Origin of the sequence: Brevibacillus fluminis, assembly GCF_052072235.1 — a bacterium.
Classification (GTDB): Bacteria; Bacillota; Bacilli; order Brevibacillales; family Brevibacillaceae; genus Brevibacillus_D; species Brevibacillus_D fluminis_A.
Map to the genome: position 1 here is coordinate 5,420,659 of NZ_CM125436.1, position 24,342 is coordinate 5,445,000.

The following is a 24,342-nucleotide window of genomic DNA, read 5'->3' on the forward strand; positions in this document are numbered from 1 at the left end:
TGCCTTCTTCACTCCCTTTTAAAAGTAACTGCCAAACCCACTGTCCCCATTCTTTTCCACAACCAAGTTATTCGATACCCAAGTCCACTGTTTTCCTTGCTTTTACTTTCTATTCTAGCATCTCATATCCTCTAACTTTTCTTATCAATTGCGATTTTTTCGTAATTGCCACTCAATCATGCCTGTTCATCCCCCAAACCACCTACCTTCGTACATAGTCTGATTGCCCATCCTGCGCTACACTTGATAGGACAGCCACGCAAGGAGGTTTTCTGCATGATCGGTATTTTAGCAGGCATGGGGCCGAAATCAACAGGCCCATTCGTCGATAAAGTCGTCGAGCAATGCCAGATGATTTATGGGGCCACGTATGACATGGACTTTCCCCATATGATGGTTTACTCCTGTCCCACCCCCTTTTATTTCGACAGGCCGGTATGCCATGAGGAGATGGAGCAGGCAATCATCGCCGGCGCGCAAAAGCTGGAAAGCACGGGCGCAGCTTTTATCGCCATGCCGTGCAACACGGCACACCTCTACTTCGCCAACGTACAGCATTCCCTCTCTATTCCGCTTCTGAATATGGTCGCGGAGACACTGAAGGAAATCCCCGCCCATGCAAAAAAAGTCGCGCTTCTGGCAACAAACGCCACCGTTGAGGCAGGCATTTATCAAGACGCGCTCGCGAAGCAGGCGATTGAACCAGTCCATCACGCCGCATGGCAGGATACCGTCAATCAGCTGATCACAGCGATCAAGCTCGGTCAGATCGACGATGCCGTAAAGCTGTGGAGTTCGCTCAGCCTTGAGCTGGCAGATTCGGTTGATGCCGCGATCATCGCCTGCACCGATTTGAATGTGGTGCTGGACAAGGCGGCACATCCCGTCCATCTGGTCGACTCGTCTGCCTGCCTCGCCCGTGCAACGGTGAATCGCTATTTATCTCTTGCCACCAAGAACGACTGATGACGAACCGGCACAATAAGAAAAACTTCTTTCAGAAGCCCTTTCAAGAAGCAGGTCCTTCGAACTGTGGATGTTTTTACCGATGCTTATGCTGGAAGTGACGCTGAGGTACTCCGTCTTCCGCTCCAGAATTTATAAGCGCAAGCACTTATAAATTCTTATACGATCAAAAAAATGCTCCCCCGACCAAAATCGGGAGAGCACTTTTTTATTTCCTTACTTCTTCAGGTTGTAGAAAGCCGCGCGGCCGCCATAATGTGCGGTATCGCCCAATTCGTCCTCAATGCGGAGCAATTGGTTGTATTTCGCCACACGGTCGGTACGGGATGGCGCACCTGTTTTGATTTGACCCGCGTTGGTTGCAACCGCGATGTCAGCGATTGTGGAGTCTTCGGTTTCACCGGAACGGTGGGAGATCACCGCTGTGTAACCAGCGCGTTTCGCCATTTCGATCGCATCGAATGTTTCGGTCAGCGTACCGATTTGGTTTACTTTGACGAGGATGGAGTTACCGGTGCTGTTCTCGATACCGCGAGCCAGACGCGCGGTGTTGGTTACGAACAGGTCGTCGCCAACAAGCTGCACTTTGCTGCCCAAACGGTCGGTCAGCGCTTTCCAGCCATCCCAGTCGTCCTCGGACAAGCCGTCCTCAATCGAAATGATCGGGTATTTGCTTACCAAATCTTCGTAGAACGCGATCATTTCTTCCGTCGATTTCACAACGCCTTCGCCTTCGAAATGATAGCTTCCGTCTTTATACATTTCAGTAGCTGCTACGTCGAGCGCGAGGAATACGTCTTTGCCTGCCTCGTAGCCAGCAGCCTTGATTGCTTCCAAAATCGTGGTGATCGCTTCTTCATTGGATTTCAGGTTTGGAGCGAAACCGCCCTCATCGCCTACCGCTGTGTTCAAGCCTTTGCTGCTCAACACTTTTTTCAGGGAGTGGAAAATTTCCGCACCTGTGCGCAGCGCTTCCGCAAACGTTTCAGCGCCTACCGGCATCACCATGAATTCCTGGATGTCTACGGTGTTATCCGCATGCTTACCGCCGTTCAGGATGTTCATCATTGGCACTGGCAATGTTTTTGCATTGAAGCCGCCCAGGTAGTTGTAAAGCGGAATTCCCAGCGATGTCGCTGCTGCGCGCGCTACTGCCATCGATACACCGAGGATCGCGTTTGCGCCCAGCTTTGCTTTGTTTGGCGTGCCATCCAGCTGCAGCATCGTCATATCGATGCCGACTTGGTCAAACACGTCCATGCCGATGATTTCTTCGGCGATGATCTCGTTTACGTTTTTCACAGCTTGCAGTACGCCTTTGCCAAGGTAACGGGACTTGTCGCCATCGCGCAGCTCAACCGCTTCATACGCACCTGTAGATGCGCCGGACGGCACCGCAGCGCGGCCCAAAGAACCGTCTTCCAAATACACTTCCACTTCTACCGTCGGGTTCCCGCGGGAGTCCATAACCTCGCGTGCATACACATCAGTAATCATTGTCATCTCAACCCAGCCCCTATCTTCTTTCGTCTTTTTGCAAAAGAGAACGTCCTGTCATCTCTTTTGGTTGTGGCACACCTAATAACTCTACCATTGTCGGGGACAAGTCGGCAAGAATCCCGTCTTCACGAAGCGTGACGCCTTCCTTCGTAACGATCACCGGAACGGGATATGTGCTGTGTGAAGTGATCGGACGGCCTGCCGGGTCCAGCATCAGATCGGCATTGCCGTGGTCTGCCGTGATGATCGCGACGCCGCCTTTGGCCAAAATCGCATCGACGACGCGGCCCAGGCACGCATCGACGGTTTCTACCGCTTTGATGGTAGGCTCCATCATGCCGGAGTGCCCTACCATGTCGCAGTTGGCGAAATTGAGAATGATCGCGTCAAAATTCTCAGCCTCGATCTCCGCAACAACGGCATCCGTGACTTCATTCGCGCTCATCTCCGGCTGGAGATCGTACGTCGCCACTTTCGGGGACGGGATCAAAATCCGTTTCTCTCCCGGGAATTCCGCTTCACGACCGCCGCTGAAGAAGAAGGTGACGTGCGGGTATTTTTCGGTTTCGGCAATCCGCAGCTGCGTCAGGCCGTTTTGCGCCAATACCTCGCCAAGCGTATTGTCCAGATTGGCCGGCTTGTATGCTACGTAGCCGTCCACCGTCTCGCTGAAATGGGTCAAGCAAACATAGTGCAGGTCGCGCGGGTGGTCTACGCCGCGGTCAAATCCACGGAAGTCTTCATTCGTGAACGCCTGCGAGATTTGAATCGCCCGGTCCGGACGGAAGTTGAAGAAAATGATCGAGTCGCCGCTTGCGATTTTGCCGATCGGCTGGTCCGCCTCGTCGACGATTACCGTCGGCATGACGAATTCATCCATGATCGATTTCTCGTAGGATTCCTTCACCGCTTTGATCGGATCCTGATAGTGCGGCGCGTCGCCATAAACCATCGCGCGATACGCCTTTTCGATCCGCTCCCAGCGCTTGTCGCGGTCCATTGCATAATAGCGGCCTTGCACCGTAGCGATTTTCCCTACGCCCAGCTCATCGATCTTGGCCTGCAGCTCCTCGATATAGCCGACAGCGCTGTCCGGCGCCACGTCCCGTCCATCGAGGAAGGCATGGATGTTCACATCGGTGAAATCATTTTTTTTCGCCAGCTCCAGCAAAGCGAACAGGTGGCGGATATGGCTGTGAACGCCGCCATCGGAAAGCAAGCCGAACAGGTGCAACTTTTTGTTGTTCGTTTTGGCATGCACGATCGCATCGCGCAGCGTGTCATTTTCAAAAAAGCCGCCTTCCTTGATGTCCTTCGTAATCCGTGTCAAATCTTGATAAACGACGCGTCCTGCGCCGATATTCAAGTGGCCCACCTCTGAGTTCCCCATTTGCCCTTCCGGCAAACCTACCGCCAATCCGCTCGCTTCCAGCGTCGCATGCGGAAACCGGGACCAGTATCGTTCAAAGTTAGGCTTCTTCGCCTGTGCGACGGCGTTTCCGTACGTTTCCCCACGCAGGGCAAAGCCGTCGATAATAAGCAATGCTACCGGTTTTGGTCGTTGTGTCACGTCTGTTTACCCCCTCGCTGCCGAGGCACCTGCCACCAATTGCACAAACCCGTCAACGGTGAGGCTGGCTCCTCCAACCAATGCGCCGTCGATGTCCGACTGACGCAAGTATCCTTCAATATTGTCCGGCTTCACGCTTCCGCCGTATTGGATGCGAACTGCAGCCGCCGCTTCCGCTCCGAATTGCCGCTCAACGCAGCCGCGAATGTAACCGATCGTTTTGTTCGCGTCTTCCGCCGTCGAAGACTTGCCGGTACCGATGGCCCAGATCGGTTCGTATGCGATGACGATCTGCTTCACCTGATCGCTGGTCAAACCGTTCAATGCCGCTTCCGTTTGCGTACGGACAACCTGCTCGGTGCTGCCGCTTTCAAACTCGGCAAGCGACTCGCCCACGCAGACGATCGGCAGCAAGCCATGGCCAAGCGCAGCGAGCACTTTTTTGTTCACCGTCTCGTCGGTTTCGTTGAAATATTGGCGACGCTCCGAATGACCAATAATCACGTATTTCACGCCGATTTCCTTCAGCATCAGCGGGCTGATCTCCCCGGTGAATGCTCCCTGGTCAGCAAAATGCACGTTTTGCGCGCCGAGCGCATAAGGCGTTCCTTGGAAAATGCCAGCCAAAGCCGACAGCGTCGTAAATGGGGCGCAGATTACCTGCTCGACGCCCTCGATCGCTTTCGTCGCTGTCAATTGCTTGGCGAAATCAGTTGCCTCCGCAATGGTTTTAAACATCTTCCAGTTTCCTGCGATAATCGGTGTTCTCACGTTCGCACCCACCCTTTATTTGTCTTGTAACACGGTTACGCCAGGCAGCTCCTTGCCTTCCATGAATTCCAGCGAAGCGCCGCCGCCCGTGGAAATGTGCGTCATTTTTTCAGCTACGCCAGCTTTTTCAACGGCTGCCACGGAGTCGCCGCCACCGATGATGGTCGTCCCGGAGCAAGCTGCCATCGCTTCTGCAACCGCCATCGTTCCTTTTGCAAAAGCGTCCATTTCAAATACGCCCATCGGCCCGTTCCAAATGACGGTTTTGGACGACTCCACCGCCTTGCGAAACACCTCAGCCGATTTCGGTCCGATGTCGAGCGCCATCCAGCCATCAGGAATTTCTTCGATGGATACGGTTTTCGTAGCTGCATCAGCCGCGAATTTGTCTGCGACAACCACATCAACCGGCATCAAAAGCGATACGCCGCGGTCTGCCGCCTGCTTCATCAGCGTGCGAGCCAGGTCCAGCTTGTCTTCTTCACACAGAGAAGCGCCGACGCTGTATCCCTGCGCCTTAATAAAGGTGTTGGCCATTCCGCCGCCGATGATCAATGTATCTACCTTTGTCAGCAAATTCTCGATCACGGCGATTTTATCTTTTACCTTGGCACCGCCGACAATTGCGGTAAACGGACGCTCTGGTTTGGACAGCGCGCCGCCAAGGAATTGAATTTCCTTTTCCATCAAAAATCCGGCAACAGCCGGTATGTATTGCGCGATTCCAGCTGTGGAGGCATGTGCGCGGTGCGCCGCCCCGAAAGCATCATTGACAAAGAAATCAGCCAACTTGGCAAACTGCTTCGCCAGTTCCGGATCGTTCTTCTCTTCACCCGCATGGAAACGGACGTTTTCGAGCAGCAACACATCGCCGTTTTGCATGGCGGCTACCGCCTGCTCCACCGCTTCCCCTGTCGACTCGTCCAGCTTTTTCACCGGCTTGCCAAGCAGCTTGGCCAAATGCTCGCCTACTGCGGTCAAACGCATGTCCTCCACGACAGCACCTTTTGGACGGCCGAAATGGCTTGCCAAAATCACTTTCGCCCCTGACTCAATCAGGTGGGAAATCGTCGGGAGCGCCGCGCGGATACGGGTATCATCGGTAATGGTCCCCTCCGCCATCGGAACGTTGAAATCGACACGGCAAAAAACGCGCGCACCAGCCAATTCGATATCACGGATCGACTTTTTGTTCACGTACAAAAACCTCCTTATAACGCATACGTATCATAAACTTTTGATCATAGGGAAAAGGGAGATGCTGATTTGACTGCTCTCCCTTTCCACAACATTTCTATTGTACGTTTTACAAGCCACGCTGTGCAACATACTGGCACAGATCGATGACACGGTTGGAGTAACCCCACTCGTTGTCATACCAGGAAACGACCTTCACCATATTGCCTTCGAGCACCATCGTAGACAGCGCATCGATTGTCGAAGAAGCCGGGTTGCCATTGTAGTCGCTCGATACAAGCGGCTCTTCGGAGTAAGCCAGGATGCCTTTCAGCGGACCTTCTGCCGCTTCTTTCAGCACGCTGTTCAGCTCTTCTACCGTTACATCTGTTTTCAATTCAGCCACCAGGTCGACAACGGATACGTTTGGCGTAGGCACGCGCATCGAGAAGCCGTTCAGTTTGCCTTTCAGCTCTGGCAGTACTAATGCAACTGCTTTCGCCGCGCCTGTGGAGGTTGGAATGATGTTGGTTGCCGCTGCGCGTGCGCGACGCAAGTCTTTGTGCGGCAAGTCAAGGATTTGCTGGTCATTGGTGTAAGAGTGAACCGTCGTCATCAGACCGCGGACGATGCCGAACTTGTCGTTCAACACTTTTGCGAATGGCGCCAGGCAGTTGGTTGTGCAGGAAGCGTTGGAGATGACGGTATGCTGCGCTGGATCATACTTGTCTTCGTTTACGCCCATCACGATGGTAATATCCTCGTTGGTAGCAGGTGCGGAAATGATAACTTTTTTTGCGCCGCCTTCCAGGTGCTTCGCAGCGTCTTCGCGCTTTGTGAAGCGGCCTGTCGATTCAATTACGATTTCCACGCCGTACTCGCCCCAAGGCAGCTTAGCCGGTTCGCGCTCAGCCAAAACTTTGATTTCTTTGCCATTGACGATCAATGTGCCTTCTCCCGCTTCGACAGGCAGATCGAGCACGCCGTGCACGGAGTCATATTTCAGCAAGTGAGCCAGCGTTTTCGCATCCGTCAGGTCATTGATCGCTACGATCTCGATATTGTCCTGTTTCAGCGCTGCTCGGAAAACGTTACGACCAATTCGTCCAAAACCATTAATCCCAATTTTCAACATCATTCATTCCTCCTGAGTATCGTTATCTATCCTGCATGGTTCACCTGCCTTTGCGATGCTTCCATCCGCTTGGGCTGGGCAAACCGAGTAAACAATATCGTAATGAGCGGCAAAAGCAGCAAAAACAATGAATACGGCAGCGACTGCAGCGTCGGAACGCCCAGCGTTACGCTGATCACCATCGCCAGCCCGTTCCACGGAACAAGCGGAGGCATCACGAGCGTAGCATCCAGCATCGTGCGGCCAAGCAGCTGCTTGCCGCCTGCAAGGCGCTGGAATCGATCCGGCAGCGTCGCGCCTAAAACAAGAATGGGAATCGTTTGATTGCAGCTGATGATGATCACCAAGAGCGAAAGCAGCACGCTTTTGATCACCAGCACGACCGGATTGCCGGTCTCTCCCATCAAACGGTTGACGATGGGCGAAAGCACGTTGGCTTTGTTCAAGATACCGTTCATGAACCCAGCCAGGCTGATGACGACCAGTACCTTCAAAATCGCGATCATCCCGCCGCCGTGCACCATTTCATCCAGCTTAGTCTGCGAATTCAGATCGAATCCATACAGCATGGAGCGGACAAATTCGCCGATTTGCGGCGGATGGGAGAAAAGCAGCAAGACCACACCGCTTACCAGCCCGTAAAAGAGCGCTGGCACCGCTTTGACCCGAAAAGCGAATGATCCGACCAGCACCAAAAGCGGTATCAGCTTCAGCAGCGAAATTTGGAAGTATTGCTCCATCAGCTGCTGAAAAGACCCGATCACACCCGATGCCGATACGCTGTCGCGCGTCAGATCAAGCGCGAGGAACAAAACAGCGGTAATCCCCATCGCCAAAAGTCCCGTCGACTTGGCAAAACGCGTAATCTGCTCGTCGCCGCCGATGCTGCTTAGCACCAGCAGCCGGCTGCTCGACAAAGGCGAAAAGCGCTCCCCCACCATCGCGCCGGAGATCAACGCACCTGCGATCATCGGCAGTGGCAGCTGTACCGCATGGGCGATTCCCAACAAGGAAAGGCCAATCGTGCTGAGCGTGCCAACCGATGTTCCGAGCAAATACGAAACCCCGGCTGTCAGCAAAAACGAGAGAATCAGCAAGTAGTGCACATTGACGATGGACAATCCGTAATAAATGATTGCCGGGATGGTGCCTGCCATCATCAAAATCGGGATCATGAGACCGACAAGGCCGAGAATCAGCAGCACCGGTTTGGTCTGCGTGAATCCGCCCCAGCCGAAAGCGAGCTGCTCCCGATACGTAAATCCGAGTCCGCGCACGGACCAGAGGGTGACCAGCACCGCAGCCAAAAGGCCAAAAGCGAGAGAAAGATTGAACAACAGACAGATGATGATGCCAGCGATCAGCGAAAGTACGGGCAAATAGCCTCGGAATGTCATCGTGTACGTATCCCTTCACGGTTTATTCCCGACTATTGGACTGTCGATAAAATCGTCCGAGCAGCCCCCTCGTCAGTGATAAGTACATTTTGACACGACTGTTGGGCAAAGGAAAGAATCGCTTTCGCCTTGCTCGCACCGCCCGCAACGGATACCACCATCTCGGCCGAACGCACATCATCGAGCTGAAGCCCAAGCGTGGAGACGCGCTCCACGATCTCGCCCGCTTCATTAAAGTAATACCCAAACGCTTCCCCGACGGCACCTGCTTGTGCCAATTCACTCAGCTCGCCTTCATCGTACTTCCGGCGTTTGGCCATCGTCAGAGCGTCGCCGATGCCGTGGATCACGACCCGGGCCGAACGCAGCAGCTCCAGCACTTCCGCCACCTGCTGGTCAGCCAGCAAGGTTTGGAGAGCTTCCGGGCTTACCCGATCGGGAGCATGCAGCATCCGGTACTGTCCGCCGCTTTTCGCCGCCATGACCGATACGAGCGTGTTCGCTTGAATCTCTGCGTTCTCGCCCAATCCCCCGCGTGCCGGCACGAATTGTACCGAGCGAAACTGCGGTGACGGCTGAAGATGCGACGCGACGTTGGCGATGGTTGTACCGCCTGTGACTGCGACCACGTCGCCTTCCTTCACCTGCTGTCTGAGCACTCTCGCACCGATTCGGCCAAGCTCCTGCTTCACCCATTCTGACTGATCGGAATCGCCATTGATGACGATGACCTCGGGAATCTTCAGCTTTTGCTTCAAGCGCTCCGCCAGATCGGTAAGACCGAATAATTCGCCCGCCATTGGTTCAAGCTGTTCTAAAAGGCGGTTTCCTTCCTCCGTACAACTCATGCCGACGGCAGTGGCGAAAATCACGCCCGCTTCTCTCAAAACATCCAACTCGGCCCGCAAAATGCGCTCTGTCGTCTGCATCTCTTCGGCAAGCGCGCGCCGACCGATCGGCTGCATGTGGGAAATCGACTTCAATAGCAGGTAACGCTTGCGCAACACTTCAACCAAATCGGGAACCAACTTGGTGTGCAACTCAATAATTTCCCGCATCATTCCCATCCTTTACCTTTAATAAAGGGACACGAAACGTCCCGCTATATACTTTTTACGTCCCGCTTAAACCAAAAAAATAAGCGAACTGTACTGTTCCTTTTTCCTCTTTTACTTTAGCATATTCATCAGCCTTCTGCAAGGCAACCTGCTCTTCGCCCGAAGCAAAAGAGCAGGATTGCGTGTGCCAAGCCCATGTGGCTTAACTGATGGTGTTATAATGAACGAACTCGCCTGTCGGCTTGCGGTATCCGCGCGGACGCTGGCTGGACGTATCTTCTTTGCCGATGGCAATCAGCAGGACAGGTACATAGCGCGACGGTATGTGTAACGATTGGGACAGCTTTTGCGGATCGAACCCGTTCATTGGGCACGTATCCCAGCCTTTTTCCTTGGCGATCAGCATCAGGAGCATGGCAGAGAGGCTGGCATTGCGAATCGCTTCATCCCGCTTGAACACGTCTCCTTGCCCCTCGTAGTAACCATTCACGAACTCCACGGTTTGATCATATTCTTGCTTGCTCATAATACCCAGATGCAAAAAGCCTTCGTTCAGCTTGTCCACCTGCTTGTATGCTTCCAGATCGCCCAATACCACGATGGCTGCCGAGGCGGTTTTCACCTTGTATTGACGATTCGCTGCTTCATAGACAAGCTCCTTGCGTTCCGGGTCTTTGACTACCAGGTAATGCGTGTGCTGCAAATTAAAAGTCGACGGTGCGAATTTCGCCAATTGAAAAATCTCTTCCAACTCGCTGTCAGCGATTTCTGTACCTTCAAAAAATTTCGTTGCCGAACGTCTTGCTTTTACAAGGTTAGTAAAATCGCTCATGGAACTCGCTCCTTTTATGTAATAACCAAATCATATCAACTTACCTTTTGTAAGTAAATAGGATATATGAAAAATTTACCTTCTACTACATGCTGCATTAAGCACACGAAAAAAGGCAACCGTCAAAATGATGAACGGCTGCCTTCTACTATTTCGATTAGTTGGTTTTCAAAACATCATGGTCGACATAACGCTCGCCATTGATCTCGCTGATTACGTTGATCGCCACTTTTGCCCCATCGCCGGCAGTAATGATCGAATGCACGCTGACACCTGCGCAAGTACCCGCCGCCCAGATGCCTGGAATTGTGGTTTTTCCGCTCGCATCCGTCTGGAACACGGTTTTGATCCGCGGCTCTTTCCCTTCCGTAGTGGCAACGCCAATCGCTTCAGCCAATGTAGTCAATGCCCCGGTCGCCAAAATCACATGCGCTGCTTCAAAGGAGCCTTGCTCTTCTGTTTCCACCGTAAAGCCTTGCTCATTTTTCACCACGTTCGTCACGGTTGCCGTGACCAATTCAGCCCCGAATTTGGTCGCCTGCTTTTTCCCGATGTCAACCATATCCGGACCCGTGATTTCTGCCACGCCATAATGATTTTCGATCCATGCCCGCTTTGTCATGCTCTTGTCGTTGTCCACCAGCAGCGTCTTTTTCCCGGCTTTTGCGGCAAACAACGCTGCGCTTGCTCCTGCTGGACCTGCTCCGATAATAGCAATATCGTACATGTTCATTCAGCTCCTTCGGCATTATAGTTTCCACATTTGACCATTTCTATTATAAACCTATTAATACACTAATTCAATACATATGTTTATTAAAGCACTAAAAATAAAAACCCGGTTACAACCGGGTCCCTTTCACACGCTTCTCCAATTCTTCCCGCAGCTCCCACTCCGTCACGACAGACTCAATGGATACAAAAACTTGTTCACCATTGATCGCCACAACCGGAATCGTAAACATGTACGCTTCCAGCAACGCCGGATCAGAATGAATGTCGACGATGTGCAGCGTGAGCGGGATCTCCCTGCCGATCCGCCGGATGCTCCTCTCCACATCATCGCAAAGATGGCAGCCGGCACGACCGTACAAGGTAATGTCCAATGCTGTATCGTTCATCTGGTTTTAAAACCTCTTTCTTTTTGCCGAGGAAGCGATCATCATTTCCTCACGGTATTTGGCAACGGTGCGGCGCGAAATCTCGATCCCTTCTTTCAGCAGCATTTCCGCCAGCTTCTGGTCGGAATGCGGCTGTTTGCGATCCTCCTGCTCGATCAACAGCTTGATCCGCCGCTTCACGCTTTCAGAAGAAGCCGCGTCACCGCTTGCGGTCGATAAAGCGGACGTAAAGAAATATTTCAGTTCGAACACACCGCGCGGCGTCTGCACATATTTGCCGTTCGTGGCGCGGCTGATCGTAGATTCATGCAAGCTGACCCGCTCGGCAATTTCCTTTTGCGTCATCGGCTTCAAGTAGTGTACCCCATGCTCGAAAAAATCGCGCTGCAAATCGACGATGGCCTGTGTGACACGCATCAGCGTCAGCCTGCGCTGCTCCAAGCTTTTCGCCAGCCACAATGCGGCATTCAGCTTCTCATGAATGAATTTTTGCGCTTCATCCTGCGTATTTTCCCGTTTGAGCAGCTTCTCATAAAAACTGTTGATCGTCAGCCGTGGCGCGGATGCGTCATTGACCAGCACGACGTATTCTTTCCCGACTTTTTCAACGGTCACATCGGGAATGACGAATTTCGTTTCACCATGATAGAATGCGGCTCCCGGACGCGGATTCAAGGTACGCACCAAATCAGCCATCTGCTGCACCTCGCTGATCGTCACTTTCAACGAATCGGCGATGCGCTGGTAACGGTTATTTGCCAAATCAAGCAGATGATGCTGCACCAGGTTCACGATTGGCTCATCATCCTGACCATTATGCTGCAGCTGAAGCAGCAAACATTCCTCGAGGTTGCGCGCCCCGACGCCGACCGGATCAAAGTGCTGGATGACTGTCAGCACATCCTCCACTTCTTCGACCGATACGGCAAGCTTGTCGCTGATTTCCTCCAGGCTGATTTCCAAATAGCCTTTTTCGTCCAAATTTCCGATCAAATACATGCCAAGTTTTCGCTGTGTCGGCGATAAGCCTTTGACATAGCCTAATTGCGTCTCCAAATGCTCGAACAAGGTTGAGTCCGGACCGTGCACATGATCGAGCGGGTTGAAAGTGCTTTCATTTTTACCTGCTGAATATTCGCCTGTCGCGCGGTTTCCTACAATTTCCTTCCAGTCGACCTGTGCGATCGGCTTTTCCTCTTCTTTTTTCGGATAGTCGAACGCTGCACTGACTTCCTGCAGTTCGATCACCGGGTTTTCCGTCGCCTGCTCTTGCAGATACCCAAGCAAATCAACTGCTGAATATTGAAGAATGGTAATCGCTTGCCTCAACTCAGGTGTCATGACCAGTTTAAGCGTCTGTTCTTGGTAAAGCCCAAATCCCATGTTCATTTTCTTTGCTGCCCCCTTTACATCTGACTACACTAGCAGCGGCTTATACGCGTCGCATCTCTCTTTACATCTTTATTCGACATAATTATGCAATTTTCCTGCCAAAAAGAATTTATGTTATTTTTATTTTTTCACTACTTCAAATATACTGATTCTAAAAGCGCATTCACAACTTCATATATATTATTGTAATCACTTTGAGCAGAAATGGTTACTACGAATCGCAGGAAATCATACTAGATTCTAGCAAATATCGTCATGATTCGCCAGATACTTGCAAAAAATCTTCATCGTACGGCATTTTTCTGTAAAAATCAACAAAATATTTAACTTCATGGAAATTTGCTTGTACAATTATCTGCAAAACAGTAACGTTCCCACTCGGTAACGCTTGCAAAATTCCCACTGATCAACTATAATGATTTAGGTGGAGTTGCCTTAGGCTAAACTTCATTAAATCGTTACTATACGCCCGTAGCTCAGTGGATAGAGCAGTGGTCTCCGGAACCACGTGCGGGGGTTCGATTCCCTTCGGGCGTACCATAAAAGCGTACTAAGGACTGGTTGTTACTGGTCTTTTTTTATTTGCATCCATGCGAAAAAGGAAAACTCCACCGCTCGTTTACGGTGGAGTTTTTTGGCGTTTGAGCCGCTTACTTTTTCACTTGCGGCATTGTCACCGTGAAGGTGGATGTTTTGCCATCCCACGTGATTGTACCGCCCAGCTCTTGAACCACAAATGTCATTGGCACCAAAACAGCGCCTGTGACGGCTTTGGATTTCGCTGGAGCTTTGATCGTTTTGCCCGCTTTGTAGCCTGTGGAGCTATCTGCATACAGGCGGACGGACATTTTATCTTTGGCGAGCAGGACCGATTTCGTCATGCTATCCCATGCGGCGGTACCGCCCATCGCTTCAAGCAGCTCGCTTGCCGGAACCAAGATGGTTTTATTGTCGACCGCAGGCGCTACTTTGAACACGATCTCCGTACCATCTACCTTCAGAGTAAAGGTTTGGGTAGCGGTCTTCACCGGTGCAACCGTAGCTTTTGGCGCAGCGAAGGCTGCCCCAGCCGCACTGCCCATCACCAAAGTTGCCGCAAGCATAAGACCTGATACCTTTTTCAACATTTTGTACACACCCTTTTACGAATAGTTGTGAAATAACATTATCCTTTCTACAATATGGTAATGAACTCCTTCTTTATTAACAAAAAATACCTTTATTTTTTTACACTCTATAAAGTTATCCACGAAACGTGTGTTCCTGTTAGTGGATTTGTGCATAACTTTGTGGATAACTAACGTTTTTGGGGACAAGGTTTAGAAGCATGTTTTTTGGGAATTACTGAAGTGTGAACGACAATCTTCGCGTTTGACCTTCATTGACCAATTGTGTATGATATTGAGTATGATAGAGAGGAGGAATAAACATGCATATGAATTTGATTCCAACCGTCATTGAGCAAACGAATCGCGGTGAGCGCGCTTATGATATTTACTCTCGCCTTCTGAAAGATCGGATCATCTTCTTGGGCACCCCGATCAACGACGTGGTCGCGAACAGCATCGTTGCCCAACTGCTGTTCCTTCAAGCGGAAGACCCTGAAAAAGACATCAGTCTTTACATCAACAGCCCGGGCGGTTCCATTACGGCAGGGATGGCCATCTTCGATACGATGCACCATATCAAGCCGGATGTATCCACAATCTGCATCGGCATGGCTGCATCCATGGGCGCATTCTTGCTGGCTTCCGGTGCGAAAGGGAAACGCTTTGCCCTTCCTAACAGCGAGGTCATGATTCACCAGCCGTTGGGTGGCGCACAAGGTCAAGCGAGCGATATCGAAATCGCAGCAAAACGCATCATCAAAATGCGCGAGCACTTGAACCAGATTCTTTCCGAGCGCACAGGCCAGCCGCTGGAACGCATCCAACGCGATACGGACCGCGACAACTTCCTGTCTGCAAAAGAAGCGAAAGAATACGGATTGATCGACGAGGTTATCACCTCGACGCCCACTTCCGCCAAGTAACCATTGATACGGCAAAAGGGAGCGGTTTTCATCACGAAAACCCGCTCCCTTTTTCTGTGGATAACTCTCCTGCTATCGAGGTTATTCACAAGTTATGCACGATTCGTATCGATCAGGCGTTCCTGGTATCCGCACCGCCTGTGCTGCGCTGTTAATCATTGAAACAAGCTTGTCTCATCGTATCGGTGGTCGTCTCTTCAATCAGCCCGTTTTGGTCACAGACGACTCCGCCGCCCAGTCCTTCGTTCACCATGCGATCAATGTCCATGAAACAGCTGTCTCGTCCTTCATGCAGCGAATCGTTTTTCTCGTGCTTGTCGTTTCCGTTCACAAACATCCCTCCTTTGGTTTACTCCATTAGGGATGCCCCATTTCGACAAAATCATCCTGTTCTCCAAAACATGCTAATGCGCAAACAAAAAACCATCTCATGCTGACGATCGTCAACAGCCGATGGTTTTGCTCGTTTATCCTATTCTTCTTTGCTTACCAATGTTGCGAGATTGGTTACCGCTTGGGAAGCATCTGGGCCCTCTGCCGAAATTGTAATCTCCGTACCCGAACTGATGGCCAAGCTCATGATGCCCATAATGCTTTTCGCGTTTACTTTTTTATTTTCTTTTTCTACAAAAACTTCCGATGCAAAGCGGTTGGCTTCTTGCACAAAGAAAGCAGCCGGGCGCGCTTGCAGGCCAGTTTTTAATTTTACTAAAACCTGCTGCTGAACCATGCCAATACCTCCCTAATTCCTAGTCCTTTAGTATATTATAAAAGTATATCATGTTAACCTAAAGATATATTTTGTTTTTCTTTTAATTTATCGGCGATTTCGTTAATTTTCCTAAGTCTGTGGTTGATTCCGGACTTGCTCACCGGGCCGCTCGGGATCATTTCGCCAAGCTCCTTCAAGTTGATGTCCGGATGAAGCAGCCGCAATTCGGCTACCTCCCGCAGCCGCACCGGCAAATTCTCCAAGCCGATCTCACGCTGGATCATCTGGATATTTTCCATCTGACGGGTCGCTGCATTGACCGTCTTGTTAATATTCGCGATTTCGCAGTTGTGTAACCGGTTGACCGAGTTGCGCATGTCCTTTACGATCCGCACGTCCTCGAAATAGAGCAGCGCCTGATGGGCACCGATCAAGCTCAGGAATTCCGTAATGCGCTCCCCTTCTTTAATATACATCACATAGCCTTTTTTACGCTCGATGCATTTTGCATTAAGCCGGTACCGGTTGGCCAAACTAGTCAACGCCTCGCAAAAATCTTGATAAGCCGAGAAGATTTCCAGGTGGTAGCTGGAAGCCTCCGGATGGTTGACCGATCCGCCAGCCAAAAATGCTCCGCGTAAATAGGCGGCGCGGCAGCAGGACTTTTTGATTAAATCCGGGGAAATGCCCGGGTAAAAATTGAGCGTGTCATCCATGATCCGCAAATCCTGCAGAATTTCTTTCGCACGATGTGGAATGCGCACGATGTAGACATTGTTCTTTTTCAGACGCATTTTCTTTCGCACGAGAAGCTCTGCGTGAGCCTGAAACACTTGTTTAATCAGACTATAAATTCGCCGAGCGATCGCCGCATTTTCGGTCGTAACGTCGAGGACAAAGCGGCCTGCCCCAAATTGGATGCTCCCGTTCATGCGAATCAACGCAGCCAATTCAGAACGGTTGCAGCAGGTATCGTTTGTCAGCATCGTCAGTTCCTTCTTGGTGTGTGCGGCGAAAGACATAAGGGATCACTCCTTTCTTCGGTTCATCAAGGCAACCACCTGCTTGCTGACCACCGTGGCATCATGGCGCAAATAACCGTCGCCGAATGTCACCATCGGCTCTGCAATGATCGACAGCCCCATCTGCTTCAATCGTTCGATGTCGCTATCAACCGGCGTCGCTCCTTTTTCGGCATACTTTTCTTGAATATGTGGGGGAATCTCTGCTGAATTAACCATGATCGTGTCCAGAAACGGGACGCCGACATGCCGGTACATCGCTTCCACATGATCCGCCGCTGTATACCCGTCGGTTTCCCCTGGCTGTGTCATCACGTTGCAGATGTACAGCTTCTGCGCACTTGATCGTTGAATCTCCTCAAAAAGCCCGTGAACCAACAAATTGGGCACAATGCTCGTATATAAACTGCCAGGACCGAGAACAATGATATCGGCCTCACTGATTGCGGTCAAGGCGTCATTGAGAGGCACTGCATCTGCCGGATCGAGAAAAACTCGCTTAATCGGTTTGCCCGCCAGAGGGATTTGCGATTCGCCGACAACGATTGACCCGTCCTCCATCTCGGCTTTAAGCAAAATCGATTGATTGGAAGCCGGCAGCACATCGCCACGCACAGCGAGTACGCGGCTCAGTTTTTTGACAGCGGTTACGAAATCTCCCGTGATCTCGTTCATGGCGGCAATCAATAGATTTCCCAAATTATGCCCGGCTAATCCGGCCCCCGTCGTGAAACGGTGCTGCATCAGCCTCTCCATCAATGGCTCCGTATCGGCCAGTGCGGTCAGGACGTTGCGGATGTCGCCCGGCGGCAGCATATCCATTTCTTCCCGCAATCTGCCGGAACTCCCGCCATCATCGGCTACCGTGACAATCGCTGTAATATGCAGGTGCTCTTGCTTCAACCCCCGCAAAATAACAGAGAGACCCGTCCCCCCGCCAATTACAACAACACGCTGCAACTCTGGCTCGTGTGTTCTCATTCTCCCTGCGGACATATGTCACCTTCTTTTTTCATGAAAAACGTCTGCACGCTTTTCAAAATGGTCGATGTGACCGTGTGCGGCCACCATTTGCTTACTTGTTTTTATCCTTGTCTCTATGTGTCACACGTACTGTGTACTCTTTGCCAAACACTTCGCCGATATGCTCCGCAATCGCGACCGAACGATGCTTTCCGCCTGTGCAGCCGATGCCGATCACGAGCTGGCTTTTTCCTTCGCGCTGATAATAAGGCAAGGTAAAGCTGAGCAGATCAAGCAGTTTTGCCAAAAACTCCTTTGTCTCGCTCCATTTTAATACGTACTCGGAGACTTCTGCGTCACACCCGGTTTTCGGGCGGAGGTGGTCCACATAATGGGGATTGGGCAGGAAGCGCACGTCAAACACCAGGTCGGCGTCGATCGGAATCCCGTACTTGAAACCGAAGGAAAGCACGTTAATGGACAACGGCGAGCTTTGCAGGCTGTATTGATTGACGATCGTTTCGCGCAGCTGTGCCGGTTTCAATTGGCTGGTATCGATGATTTGATGTGCCAGCCCCTTCATCTCCTGCAGCATGCGGCGCTCTGCGGTTATCCCTTCCAACGGTGAGCCGTTCGGGGAAAGCGGATGACGACGGCGCGTTTCTTTATAACGGGAAACAAGCGTCTGGTCATTCGCTTCTAAGTACAGTATATGATAGGATATTCCATCCATTTCATTCAGCGTTTGGATTGCATCGGACAGACTCTCGAAAAACTCGCGGCTCCTCAGGTCAATAACCAAGGCTACGCGTTCAATCCCTCCACCGCTCTGCTTGGTTTGCTTGATTAACTCCGCAAACTTCGGGATCAGAATGGACGGCAGATTGTCGACGCAAAAAAAACCAAGATCCTCGAGGCTTTGAACGGCAACCGTTTTTCCTGCTCCCGACATTCCGGTAATAATCAGTAGGTTAATCGCTCTCTCTTTTCCTTGTTCAGTCACCAATCTCGCCTCCTGTTGAGCCTGTCATAAGAATACCACATTGATCGGTTGAAACGTATACTCTGATTTATGAATGAAAAACTTGGTCGAGTCACAGTCACAGGCATGTCGTGCGCCTTTTACGGAAAAAGAAGCCTTGGTTGCCCTTATACTGGATACGAATTGTTCTAAATTCTTATCTGTAAAAAAAAGACGTGGCTGCTAATCCAGCCACGCATCCAACGTATAAGATAAGGGGGTCAATTCATCATAGTCATCATATCGTAGTATTGTTTCAGCTATGTTACAAAAAGGTTAAGAGATTGTGACATTCTGTTCTTTTAGCTGTTCATTCAAGTTTTCTACGTAATGCTGAGCCGATTGTGCGGCAATGGAACCGTCTCCCGTTGCAGTTACTACCTGACGCAGCATTTTCTCGCGTACGTCTCCGGCAGCAAAAATGCCTGGCACTACCGTTTTCATTTTTTCATCGGTCAAAATATAGCCAGCCTCATTGGTGATACCCAAACCGGCCACGCTGGAAGAGAGCGGGTCCATCCCTACATAGATGAATACCCCGTTTGTCGGATATTCACACTCTTCGCCTGTCACGGTGTCTTGAATCAGTACGCTGCTCACCACGTTTTCACCGCGAATCTCTTTCACCACGGAATTCCAGATGACTTCAATTTTCTCGTTTTCCATCGCACGTTTTTGGAGAATTTTTTGTGCGCGGAACGAGTCGCGACGGTGAATAATCGTCACTTTTGTCGCAAAGCGGGTCAAGAAGACCGCTTCCTCAACAGCGGAGTCCCCGCCACCCACGACAACAAGCTCTTTGTTGCGGAAGAAAGCACCGTCACATACTGCGCAGTAGGAAACGCCGCGGCCGGACAGTTCTTTTTCCCCTGGTACACCCAGCAGGCGGTGTTCCGCACCGGACGCGATGATCACGGATTTGCCCAGGTATTCCTTGTCGCCAGCAACCACTGTTTTGTAAGGGTGGCCATCACGCACTTCTTTAATATCGCCATAAGCATACTCAGCCCCGAAGTTCTGCGCGTGCTCAAACATCTTGGTAGACAGATCCGGTCCCAGGATGGATGCAAAACCCGGATAGTTCTCGATCTCTTCCGTGTTCGCCATTTGACCGCCCGGAATCCCCCGTTCGATCATCAATGTGGACATGTTTGCCCGGGAAGTATATACAGCAGCCGTCATCCCTGCAGGGCCGGCACCCACGATAATTACGTCGTACACTTTTTCCTCACTCATGCAAAAAACCTCCTATCGCATTGCCTGGATTATCTCTTATTTATACTTATTATAAAGTTAGAATAGATTTAAATCAAGCATAGATAGTTCTTTTACGCACTTCGCCAAAGTCGCCGTTGACGTATCGAATTTTTGGGCTACGGCTGCCTGCGTTACTTTTTGGCCATTGCTTTTTTGATACAAATACTCCAGCGCTGCCGCCCACGCAACCGGCTTGCGCACATGCAGCGGATGCGCTGTTTTCTCAAGGTATTCTGTCCAACGCATAAGCGCCCATTCGCGCAAAGGCTTGTCTGCATCCGTGGAGAAGCTCGCTTTGATGCTCGCGCTCACCTCATCGTCCGCGATGTCCGCTTGTGCGGGCAGGTTTGCTTTGGTTCTATTCGGCGCACTGTCTGGTGCGAGCTTGGCTTTGAGCTGTTTTAACGCGATGCGTGCTTTTTGCTTCAATTTGGCGCTGTTCGTCGTTTCGCTGAAGCTTTCCAATGTCGAGCGGGCTTCCTCGTCGCCGATCATGCCGAGCGTTTGAATCACCATTTCCTGCACTTCTTCCTTGCCGTACTGGAGTGCCCACAGAAGAGAGGAACGAATCATCGAATCGTCCTTTACCTCTTCTACGGAATTCCATTTCATTTCTTCCGGCAAAGGTTCCATCGGCTGATGGTAATAGTACGGGATCGGTTTGCGTTCCTTTTCCTCATCGTGCTTGCCGAGCAGTCGCTCCTGGGCGAGCTGCAGGTAGTAGTCCGCAATGCCGGCAGTCGGATCCATTTGCTTGGCTTTTTGCCACCAGCGAATCGCCTGCTGAATTCGATTGGTCGAATAAGCCGAAATCGCTGCGAAGTGCAATGCGCTCGCTTCCTGTGGAAACGATCGGCGGAACAAGCGGACAAAGAGGTGATACGCCTCCTCGTGCTGTCCCAGCACGCCCATTGTCGTCGCCAGCTTGTAAGCATATTCAGGATGGAACGGAACCACTTTCTTCAGATCTTCCAATAGCGGGAACAATTCGGTCATCCGGTTGCAGTGCGCCAGCAAAATCGCCAAGTTGCACAGCGCGTGCAGATTCCCCGGCTCGTGCTCCAGCGTCTGGTCAATCATGCTCATCGCTTTGTCGATGCTTCCTGTATAATAGTAAGCCAGCGCCAGGTTGTTGCAGGCCGGAATGAAATCAGGCTTCTCTTCCACGATTTCCTCCAATGTCCGGATCGCCTCGAAAAACTTGCCTTCCTCCAGGCTTTTGCGGGCTGCATCATGCTTAATATACAGCGGTTCCAGCGGTGTGCCGAAATAGCGGCGCGGAGATATACCCATTTCAAAATAAATGTATTCCAGGAGATCGTGCGCTTCTTCCTGATACTCCACCTGCTGGGATTCCTGCAGGTAACGAAGCGCCATTTCCTCTGCTTTTTCATACTGCTCCATATTGGCAAAATTGTTGGCGAGGTAAAACAAGACTTCCGATTTTTCTGGCGCAATCTCGTTTACCACTTGAAACAACAGTTCGTTTGATGACTCAAACTGCCCTGTCTCAGCCAACACACCCGCCAAATGGCACAAGTTTTCGGGATTAGACGGCTCCAATTCTACTGCACGTCGAAAACATCGGAGTGCCCGATCATAGTCGCTTCGGTGCAAAAAACGCATGCCTCTATCGACAAAAAAACCGGCTTCACACATGTACGGCAGAACCGCTGCTTTTTTCGTCTCTTTCTTGCTTCTGCTGTTCATACACCCTCCATTGCTAAAAAATACGTATTGAAACATGGAAACACCACTTGCCATGAAGCAAGTGGTGTGAACATGTACTTGTTATCGATACGGTTGCTTATTGAATATGTTATGGAGCGGACGAAGGGTCTCGAACCCTCGACCTTCGCCTTGGCAAGGCGACGCTCTACCAATTGAGCTACGTCCGCAAAAAACATGGTGAGCCATGAAGGACTCGAACCTTCGACCCTCTGATTAAAAGTCAGATGCTCTACCAACTGAGCTAATGGCTCACACTATGGTGGCTCGGGACGGAATCGAACCGCCGACACGAGGATTTTCAGTCCTCTGCTCTACCGACTGAGCTACCGAGCCTTACGTAAAAACAATTCGCCATAAATGGCGGAGCTGACGGGACTCGAACCCGCGACCTCCGGTGTGACAGACCGGCGTGAACTCCAACTTCACCACAGCTCCATAGATAGTTCATGTAGATTTTTGTTCCCTGAAAACTGAATACGCAAGTGATTGTGGATTAATTGTGGATAAGCCCTCGACCGATTAGTATTCGTCAGCTCCACGCGTTACCGCGCTTCCACACCGAACCTATCAACCTCATCGTCTATGAGGGGTCTTACCAGATTGACTCTGTGGGAAATCTCATCTCAAGGGGGGCTTCACGCTTAGATGCTTTCAGCGCTTATCCCGTCCATACATAGCTACCCAGCTGTGCTCCTGGCGGAACAACTGGTGCACCAGCGGTATGTCCACCCCGGTCCTCTCGTACTAAGGGCAGCTCCTTTCAAATTTCCTACGCCCGCGACAGATAGGGACCGAACTGTCTCACGACGTTCTGAACCCAGCTCGCGTACCGCTTTAATGGGCGAACAGCCCAACCCTTGGGACCTACTTCAGCCCCAGGATGCGATGAGCCGACATCGAGGTGCCAAACCTCCCCGTCGATGTGGACTCTTGGGGGAGATAAGCCTGTTATCCCCAGGGTAGCTTTTATCCGTTGAGCGATGGCCCTTCCATGCGGAACCACCGGATCACTAAGCCCGACTTTCGTCCCTGCTCGACTTGTAGGTCTCGCAGTCAAGCTCCCTTGTGCCTTTACACTCTACGAATGATTTCCGACCATTCTGAGGGAACCTTTGGGCGCCTCCGTTACTTTTTAGGAGGCGACCGCCCCAGTCAAACTGCCCACCTGGCATGGTCCTCGCACCCGATAAGGGTGCCGAGTTAGAAACTCCGTACATCAAGGGTGGTATCCCACCGACAGCTCCACAGAGGCTGGCGCCCCTGCTTCTCAGCTTCCCACCTATCCTGTACATGATGCACAAAGTTCCAATACCAGGCTACAGTAAAGCTCCATGGGGTCTTTCCGTCTTGTCGCGGGTAACCTGCATCTTCACAGGTATTATGATTTCACCGGGTCTCTTGCCGAGACAGCGCCCAAGTCGTTACGCCTTTCGTGCGGGTCGGAACTTACCCGACAAGGAATTTCGCTACCTTAGGACCGTTATAGTTACGGCCGCCGTTTACTGGGGCTTCGGTTCAAAGCTTCGCTTGCGCTAACCCATCCCCTTAACCTTCCAGCACCGGGCAGGCGTCAGCCCCTATACTTCGCCTTGCGGCTTCGCAGAGACCTGTGTTTTTGCTAAACAGTCGCTTGGGCCTTTTCACTGCGGCCTCCTCGGGCTTTAACACCCTACCGAGGCGCCCCTTCTCCCGAAGTTACGGGGCCATTTTGCCGAGTTCCTTAGCAAGAGTTATCCCGCGCACCTTAGGATTCTCTCCTCGCCTACCTGTGTCGGTTTGCGGTACGGGCACCAGATTGCTCACTAGACGCTTTTCTTGGCAGTGTGAAATCAGGGACTTCGGTACTAAAATTTCCCTCGCCATCACAGCTTGCCCTTATGATGTGCGGATTTGCCTACACATCAGGCTTACTGCTTAGACGGCCATCCAATAGGCCGCTCACCCTATCCTCCTGCGTCACGCCATCGCTCAAACGCAATCACGGTGGTACTGGAATATCAACCAGTTGTCCATCGCCTACGCCTTTCGGCCTCAGCTTAGGTCCCGACTAACCCTGGGAGGACGAGCCTTCCCCAGGAACCCTTAGGCTTTCGGTGGACAAGATTCTCACTTGTCTTTTCGCTACTTACACCGGCATTCTCACTTCCAAGCGCTCCACCGCTCTTTCCAGTACGGCTTCACTGCTGCTTGGAACGCTCCCCTACCCAGTCCGTTAGGACTGCCATAGCTTCGGTGGTATGTTTAGCCCCGTTACATTTTCCGCGCAGAGTCACTCGACCAGTGAGCTATTACGCACTCTTTAAATGGTGGCTGCTTCTAAGCCAACATCCTGGTTGTCTGGGCAACTCCACATCGTTTCCCACTTAACATACACTTGGGGACCTTAGCTGATGGTCTGGGCTGTTTCCCTTTTGACGACGGATCTTAGCACTCGCCGTCTGACTCCCGGACATAAGTTTTTGGCATTCGGAGTTTGACTGAGTTCGGTAACCCGATGAGGGCCCCTAGCCCAATCAGTGCTCTACCTCCAAAACTCTAAGTCCGAGGCTAGCCCTAAAGCTATTTCGGGGAGAACCAGCTATCTCCGAGTTCGATTGGAATTTCACCGCTAGCCACACCTCATCCCCGCACTTTTCAACGTGCGTGGGTTCGGGCCTCCAGTAGGTGTTACCCTACCTTCACCCTG

At 51.5% G+C, this 24,342-nt stretch carries 21 protein-coding genes, 5 tRNA genes and 1 rRNA gene (1 of these 27 only partly in view); 3 read left to right on the top strand and 24 right to left on the bottom strand.

The features are described from left to right. Positions 1 to 276 precede the first annotated feature (276 nt). Positions 277 to 966, top strand: coding sequence for an aspartate/glutamate racemase family protein (locus tag ACTID9_RS26480; protein ID WP_441068299.1), 690 nt, complete (start codon positions 277 to 279; stop codon positions 964 to 966). A 216-nt stretch (positions 967 to 1,182) separates the two neighbouring features. Here the strand turns inward: ACTID9_RS26480 and eno are convergent, their stop codons facing one another. From eno to rpoN, 11 genes are all read right to left on the bottom strand, one after another. Then, the gene (gene eno / locus ACTID9_RS26485; protein WP_441068301.1) at positions 1,183 to 2,469 is read right to left on the bottom strand and encodes a phosphopyruvate hydratase; all 1,287 of its coding nucleotides are present in this window, start codon (positions 2,467 to 2,469) and stop codon (positions 1,183 to 1,185) included. A 13-nt stretch (positions 2,470 to 2,482) separates the two neighbouring features. Beyond that, complete coding sequence (gene gpmI, locus ACTID9_RS26490; RefSeq protein ID WP_441068303.1) at positions 2,483 to 4,036, bottom strand: 2,3-bisphosphoglycerate-independent phosphoglycerate mutase; 1,554 nt, start codon at positions 4,034 to 4,036, stop codon at positions 2,483 to 2,485. Between the two features lie 6 nt (positions 4,037 to 4,042). Then, positions 4,043 to 4,807, bottom strand: a complete 765-nt coding sequence (gene tpiA, locus ACTID9_RS26495) for a triose-phosphate isomerase (RefSeq protein WP_441068305.1) — start codon at positions 4,805 to 4,807, stop codon at positions 4,043 to 4,045. A 15-nt stretch (positions 4,808 to 4,822) separates the two neighbouring features. Continuing rightward, a complete protein-coding gene (locus ACTID9_RS26500; protein WP_441068307.1) occupies positions 4,823 to 6,004 on the bottom strand; it encodes a phosphoglycerate kinase in 1,182 nt (393 codons plus the stop codon). A gap of 109 nt (positions 6,005 to 6,113) precedes the next feature. Further along, a complete protein-coding gene (gene gap, locus ACTID9_RS26505; protein ID WP_441068309.1) occupies positions 6,114 to 7,121 on the bottom strand; it encodes a type I glyceraldehyde-3-phosphate dehydrogenase in 1,008 nt (335 codons plus the stop codon). Positions 7,122 to 7,144: 23 nt separating this feature from the next. Continuing rightward, entirely contained in the window at positions 7,145 to 8,515 is a 1,371-nt protein-coding gene (locus ACTID9_RS26510; RefSeq protein ID WP_441068314.1) for a Na+/H+ antiporter NhaC family protein, read from the bottom strand. A gap of 32 nt (positions 8,516 to 8,547) precedes the next feature. After that, entirely contained in the window at positions 8,548 to 9,573 is a 1,026-nt protein-coding gene (locus ACTID9_RS26515) for a sugar-binding transcriptional regulator (RefSeq protein WP_441072739.1), read from the bottom strand. A gap of 202 nt (positions 9,574 to 9,775) precedes the next feature. Continuing rightward, positions 9,776 to 10,405: a nitroreductase family protein gene (locus tag ACTID9_RS26520; protein WP_441068316.1), complete on the bottom strand. Its 630-nt coding sequence runs from the start codon at positions 10,403 to 10,405 to the stop codon at positions 9,776 to 9,778. A gap of 157 nt (positions 10,406 to 10,562) precedes the next feature. Next, positions 10,563 to 11,132 (bottom strand): FAD-dependent oxidoreductase, encoded by a 570-nt coding sequence (locus ACTID9_RS26525; RefSeq protein WP_441068318.1) that lies wholly within the window; start codon positions 11,130 to 11,132, stop codon positions 10,563 to 10,565. Between the two features lie 115 nt (positions 11,133 to 11,247). Continuing rightward, positions 11,248 to 11,526, bottom strand: a complete 279-nt coding sequence (locus ACTID9_RS26530; protein ID WP_441068320.1) for a glutaredoxin family protein — start codon at positions 11,524 to 11,526, stop codon at positions 11,248 to 11,250. A 6-nt stretch (positions 11,527 to 11,532) separates the two neighbouring features. Continuing rightward, entirely contained in the window at positions 11,533 to 12,915 is a 1,383-nt protein-coding gene (gene rpoN / locus ACTID9_RS26535) for an RNA polymerase factor sigma-54 (RefSeq protein ID WP_441068322.1), read from the bottom strand. Between the two features lie 468 nt (positions 12,916 to 13,383). Between rpoN and ACTID9_RS26540 the strand changes: the two genes are divergently transcribed. After that, positions 13,384 to 13,458, top strand: a tRNA-Arg gene (locus ACTID9_RS26540). A 110-nt stretch (positions 13,459 to 13,568) separates the two neighbouring features. Here ACTID9_RS26540 and ACTID9_RS26545 read toward each other — a convergent pair. Further along, positions 13,569 to 14,045: a copper amine oxidase N-terminal domain-containing protein gene (locus tag ACTID9_RS26545; protein WP_441068324.1), complete on the bottom strand. Its 477-nt coding sequence runs from the start codon at positions 14,043 to 14,045 to the stop codon at positions 13,569 to 13,571. A 302-nt stretch (positions 14,046 to 14,347) separates the two neighbouring features. Here ACTID9_RS26545 and clpP point away from each other — a divergent pair, with 302 nt between their 5' ends. Continuing rightward, complete coding sequence (gene clpP, locus ACTID9_RS26550) at positions 14,348 to 14,950, top strand: ATP-dependent Clp endopeptidase proteolytic subunit ClpP (protein ID WP_441068326.1); 603 nt, start codon at positions 14,348 to 14,350, stop codon at positions 14,948 to 14,950. Between the two features lie 151 nt (positions 14,951 to 15,101). On the opposite strand, the gene ACTID9_RS26555 is transcribed toward clpP, so the two are convergent. The 12 genes from ACTID9_RS26555 to ACTID9_RS26610 all read right to left on the bottom strand — a co-directional run. Next, positions 15,102 to 15,281: a hypothetical protein gene (locus tag ACTID9_RS26555; RefSeq protein ID WP_441068328.1), complete on the bottom strand. Its 180-nt coding sequence runs from the start codon at positions 15,279 to 15,281 to the stop codon at positions 15,102 to 15,104. Between the two features lie 141 nt (positions 15,282 to 15,422). Next, positions 15,423 to 15,680 carry an HPr family phosphocarrier protein gene (locus ACTID9_RS26560; RefSeq protein ID WP_122918458.1) on the bottom strand — a complete coding sequence of 86 codons (258 nt, stop codon included), beginning with the start codon at positions 15,678 to 15,680 and terminating at the stop codon, positions 15,423 to 15,425. A gap of 53 nt (positions 15,681 to 15,733) precedes the next feature. Then, positions 15,734 to 16,684 (bottom strand): DNA-binding protein WhiA, encoded by a 951-nt coding sequence (whiA, locus tag ACTID9_RS26565; RefSeq protein ID WP_122918457.1) that lies wholly within the window; start codon positions 16,682 to 16,684, stop codon positions 15,734 to 15,736. Between the two features lie 6 nt (positions 16,685 to 16,690). Further along, entirely contained in the window at positions 16,691 to 17,665 is a 975-nt protein-coding gene (locus ACTID9_RS26570) for a gluconeogenesis factor YvcK family protein (RefSeq protein WP_441068331.1), read from the bottom strand. 94 nt (positions 17,666 to 17,759) lie between these two features. Continuing rightward, entirely contained in the window at positions 17,760 to 18,650 is an 891-nt protein-coding gene (gene rapZ / locus ACTID9_RS26575; protein WP_441068333.1) for an RNase adapter RapZ, read from the bottom strand. 294 nt (positions 18,651 to 18,944) lie between these two features. Continuing rightward, positions 18,945 to 19,904 (bottom strand): thioredoxin-disulfide reductase, encoded by a 960-nt coding sequence (trxB, locus tag ACTID9_RS26580; RefSeq protein ID WP_441068335.1) that lies wholly within the window; start codon positions 19,902 to 19,904, stop codon positions 18,945 to 18,947. 57 nt (positions 19,905 to 19,961) lie between these two features. Continuing rightward, positions 19,962 to 21,635 carry a tetratricopeptide repeat protein gene (locus tag ACTID9_RS26585; protein WP_441068337.1) on the bottom strand — a complete coding sequence of 558 codons (1,674 nt, stop codon included), beginning with the start codon at positions 21,633 to 21,635 and terminating at the stop codon, positions 19,962 to 19,964. 112 nt (positions 21,636 to 21,747) lie between these two features. After that, positions 21,748 to 21,823: transfer RNA gene (locus ACTID9_RS26590), tRNA-Gly, on the bottom strand. Between the two features lie 8 nt (positions 21,824 to 21,831). Next, a tRNA-Lys gene (locus tag ACTID9_RS26595) sits at positions 21,832 to 21,907 on the bottom strand. Between the two features lie 6 nt (positions 21,908 to 21,913). After that, positions 21,914 to 21,989, bottom strand: a tRNA-Phe gene (locus ACTID9_RS26600). Between the two features lie 25 nt (positions 21,990 to 22,014). Next, positions 22,015 to 22,091 (bottom strand) — tRNA-Asp (locus tag ACTID9_RS26605). Positions 22,092 to 22,155: 64 nt separating this feature from the next. Beyond that, positions 22,156 to 24,342, bottom strand: a 23S ribosomal RNA gene (locus ACTID9_RS26610); it runs 742 nt beyond the window's last position.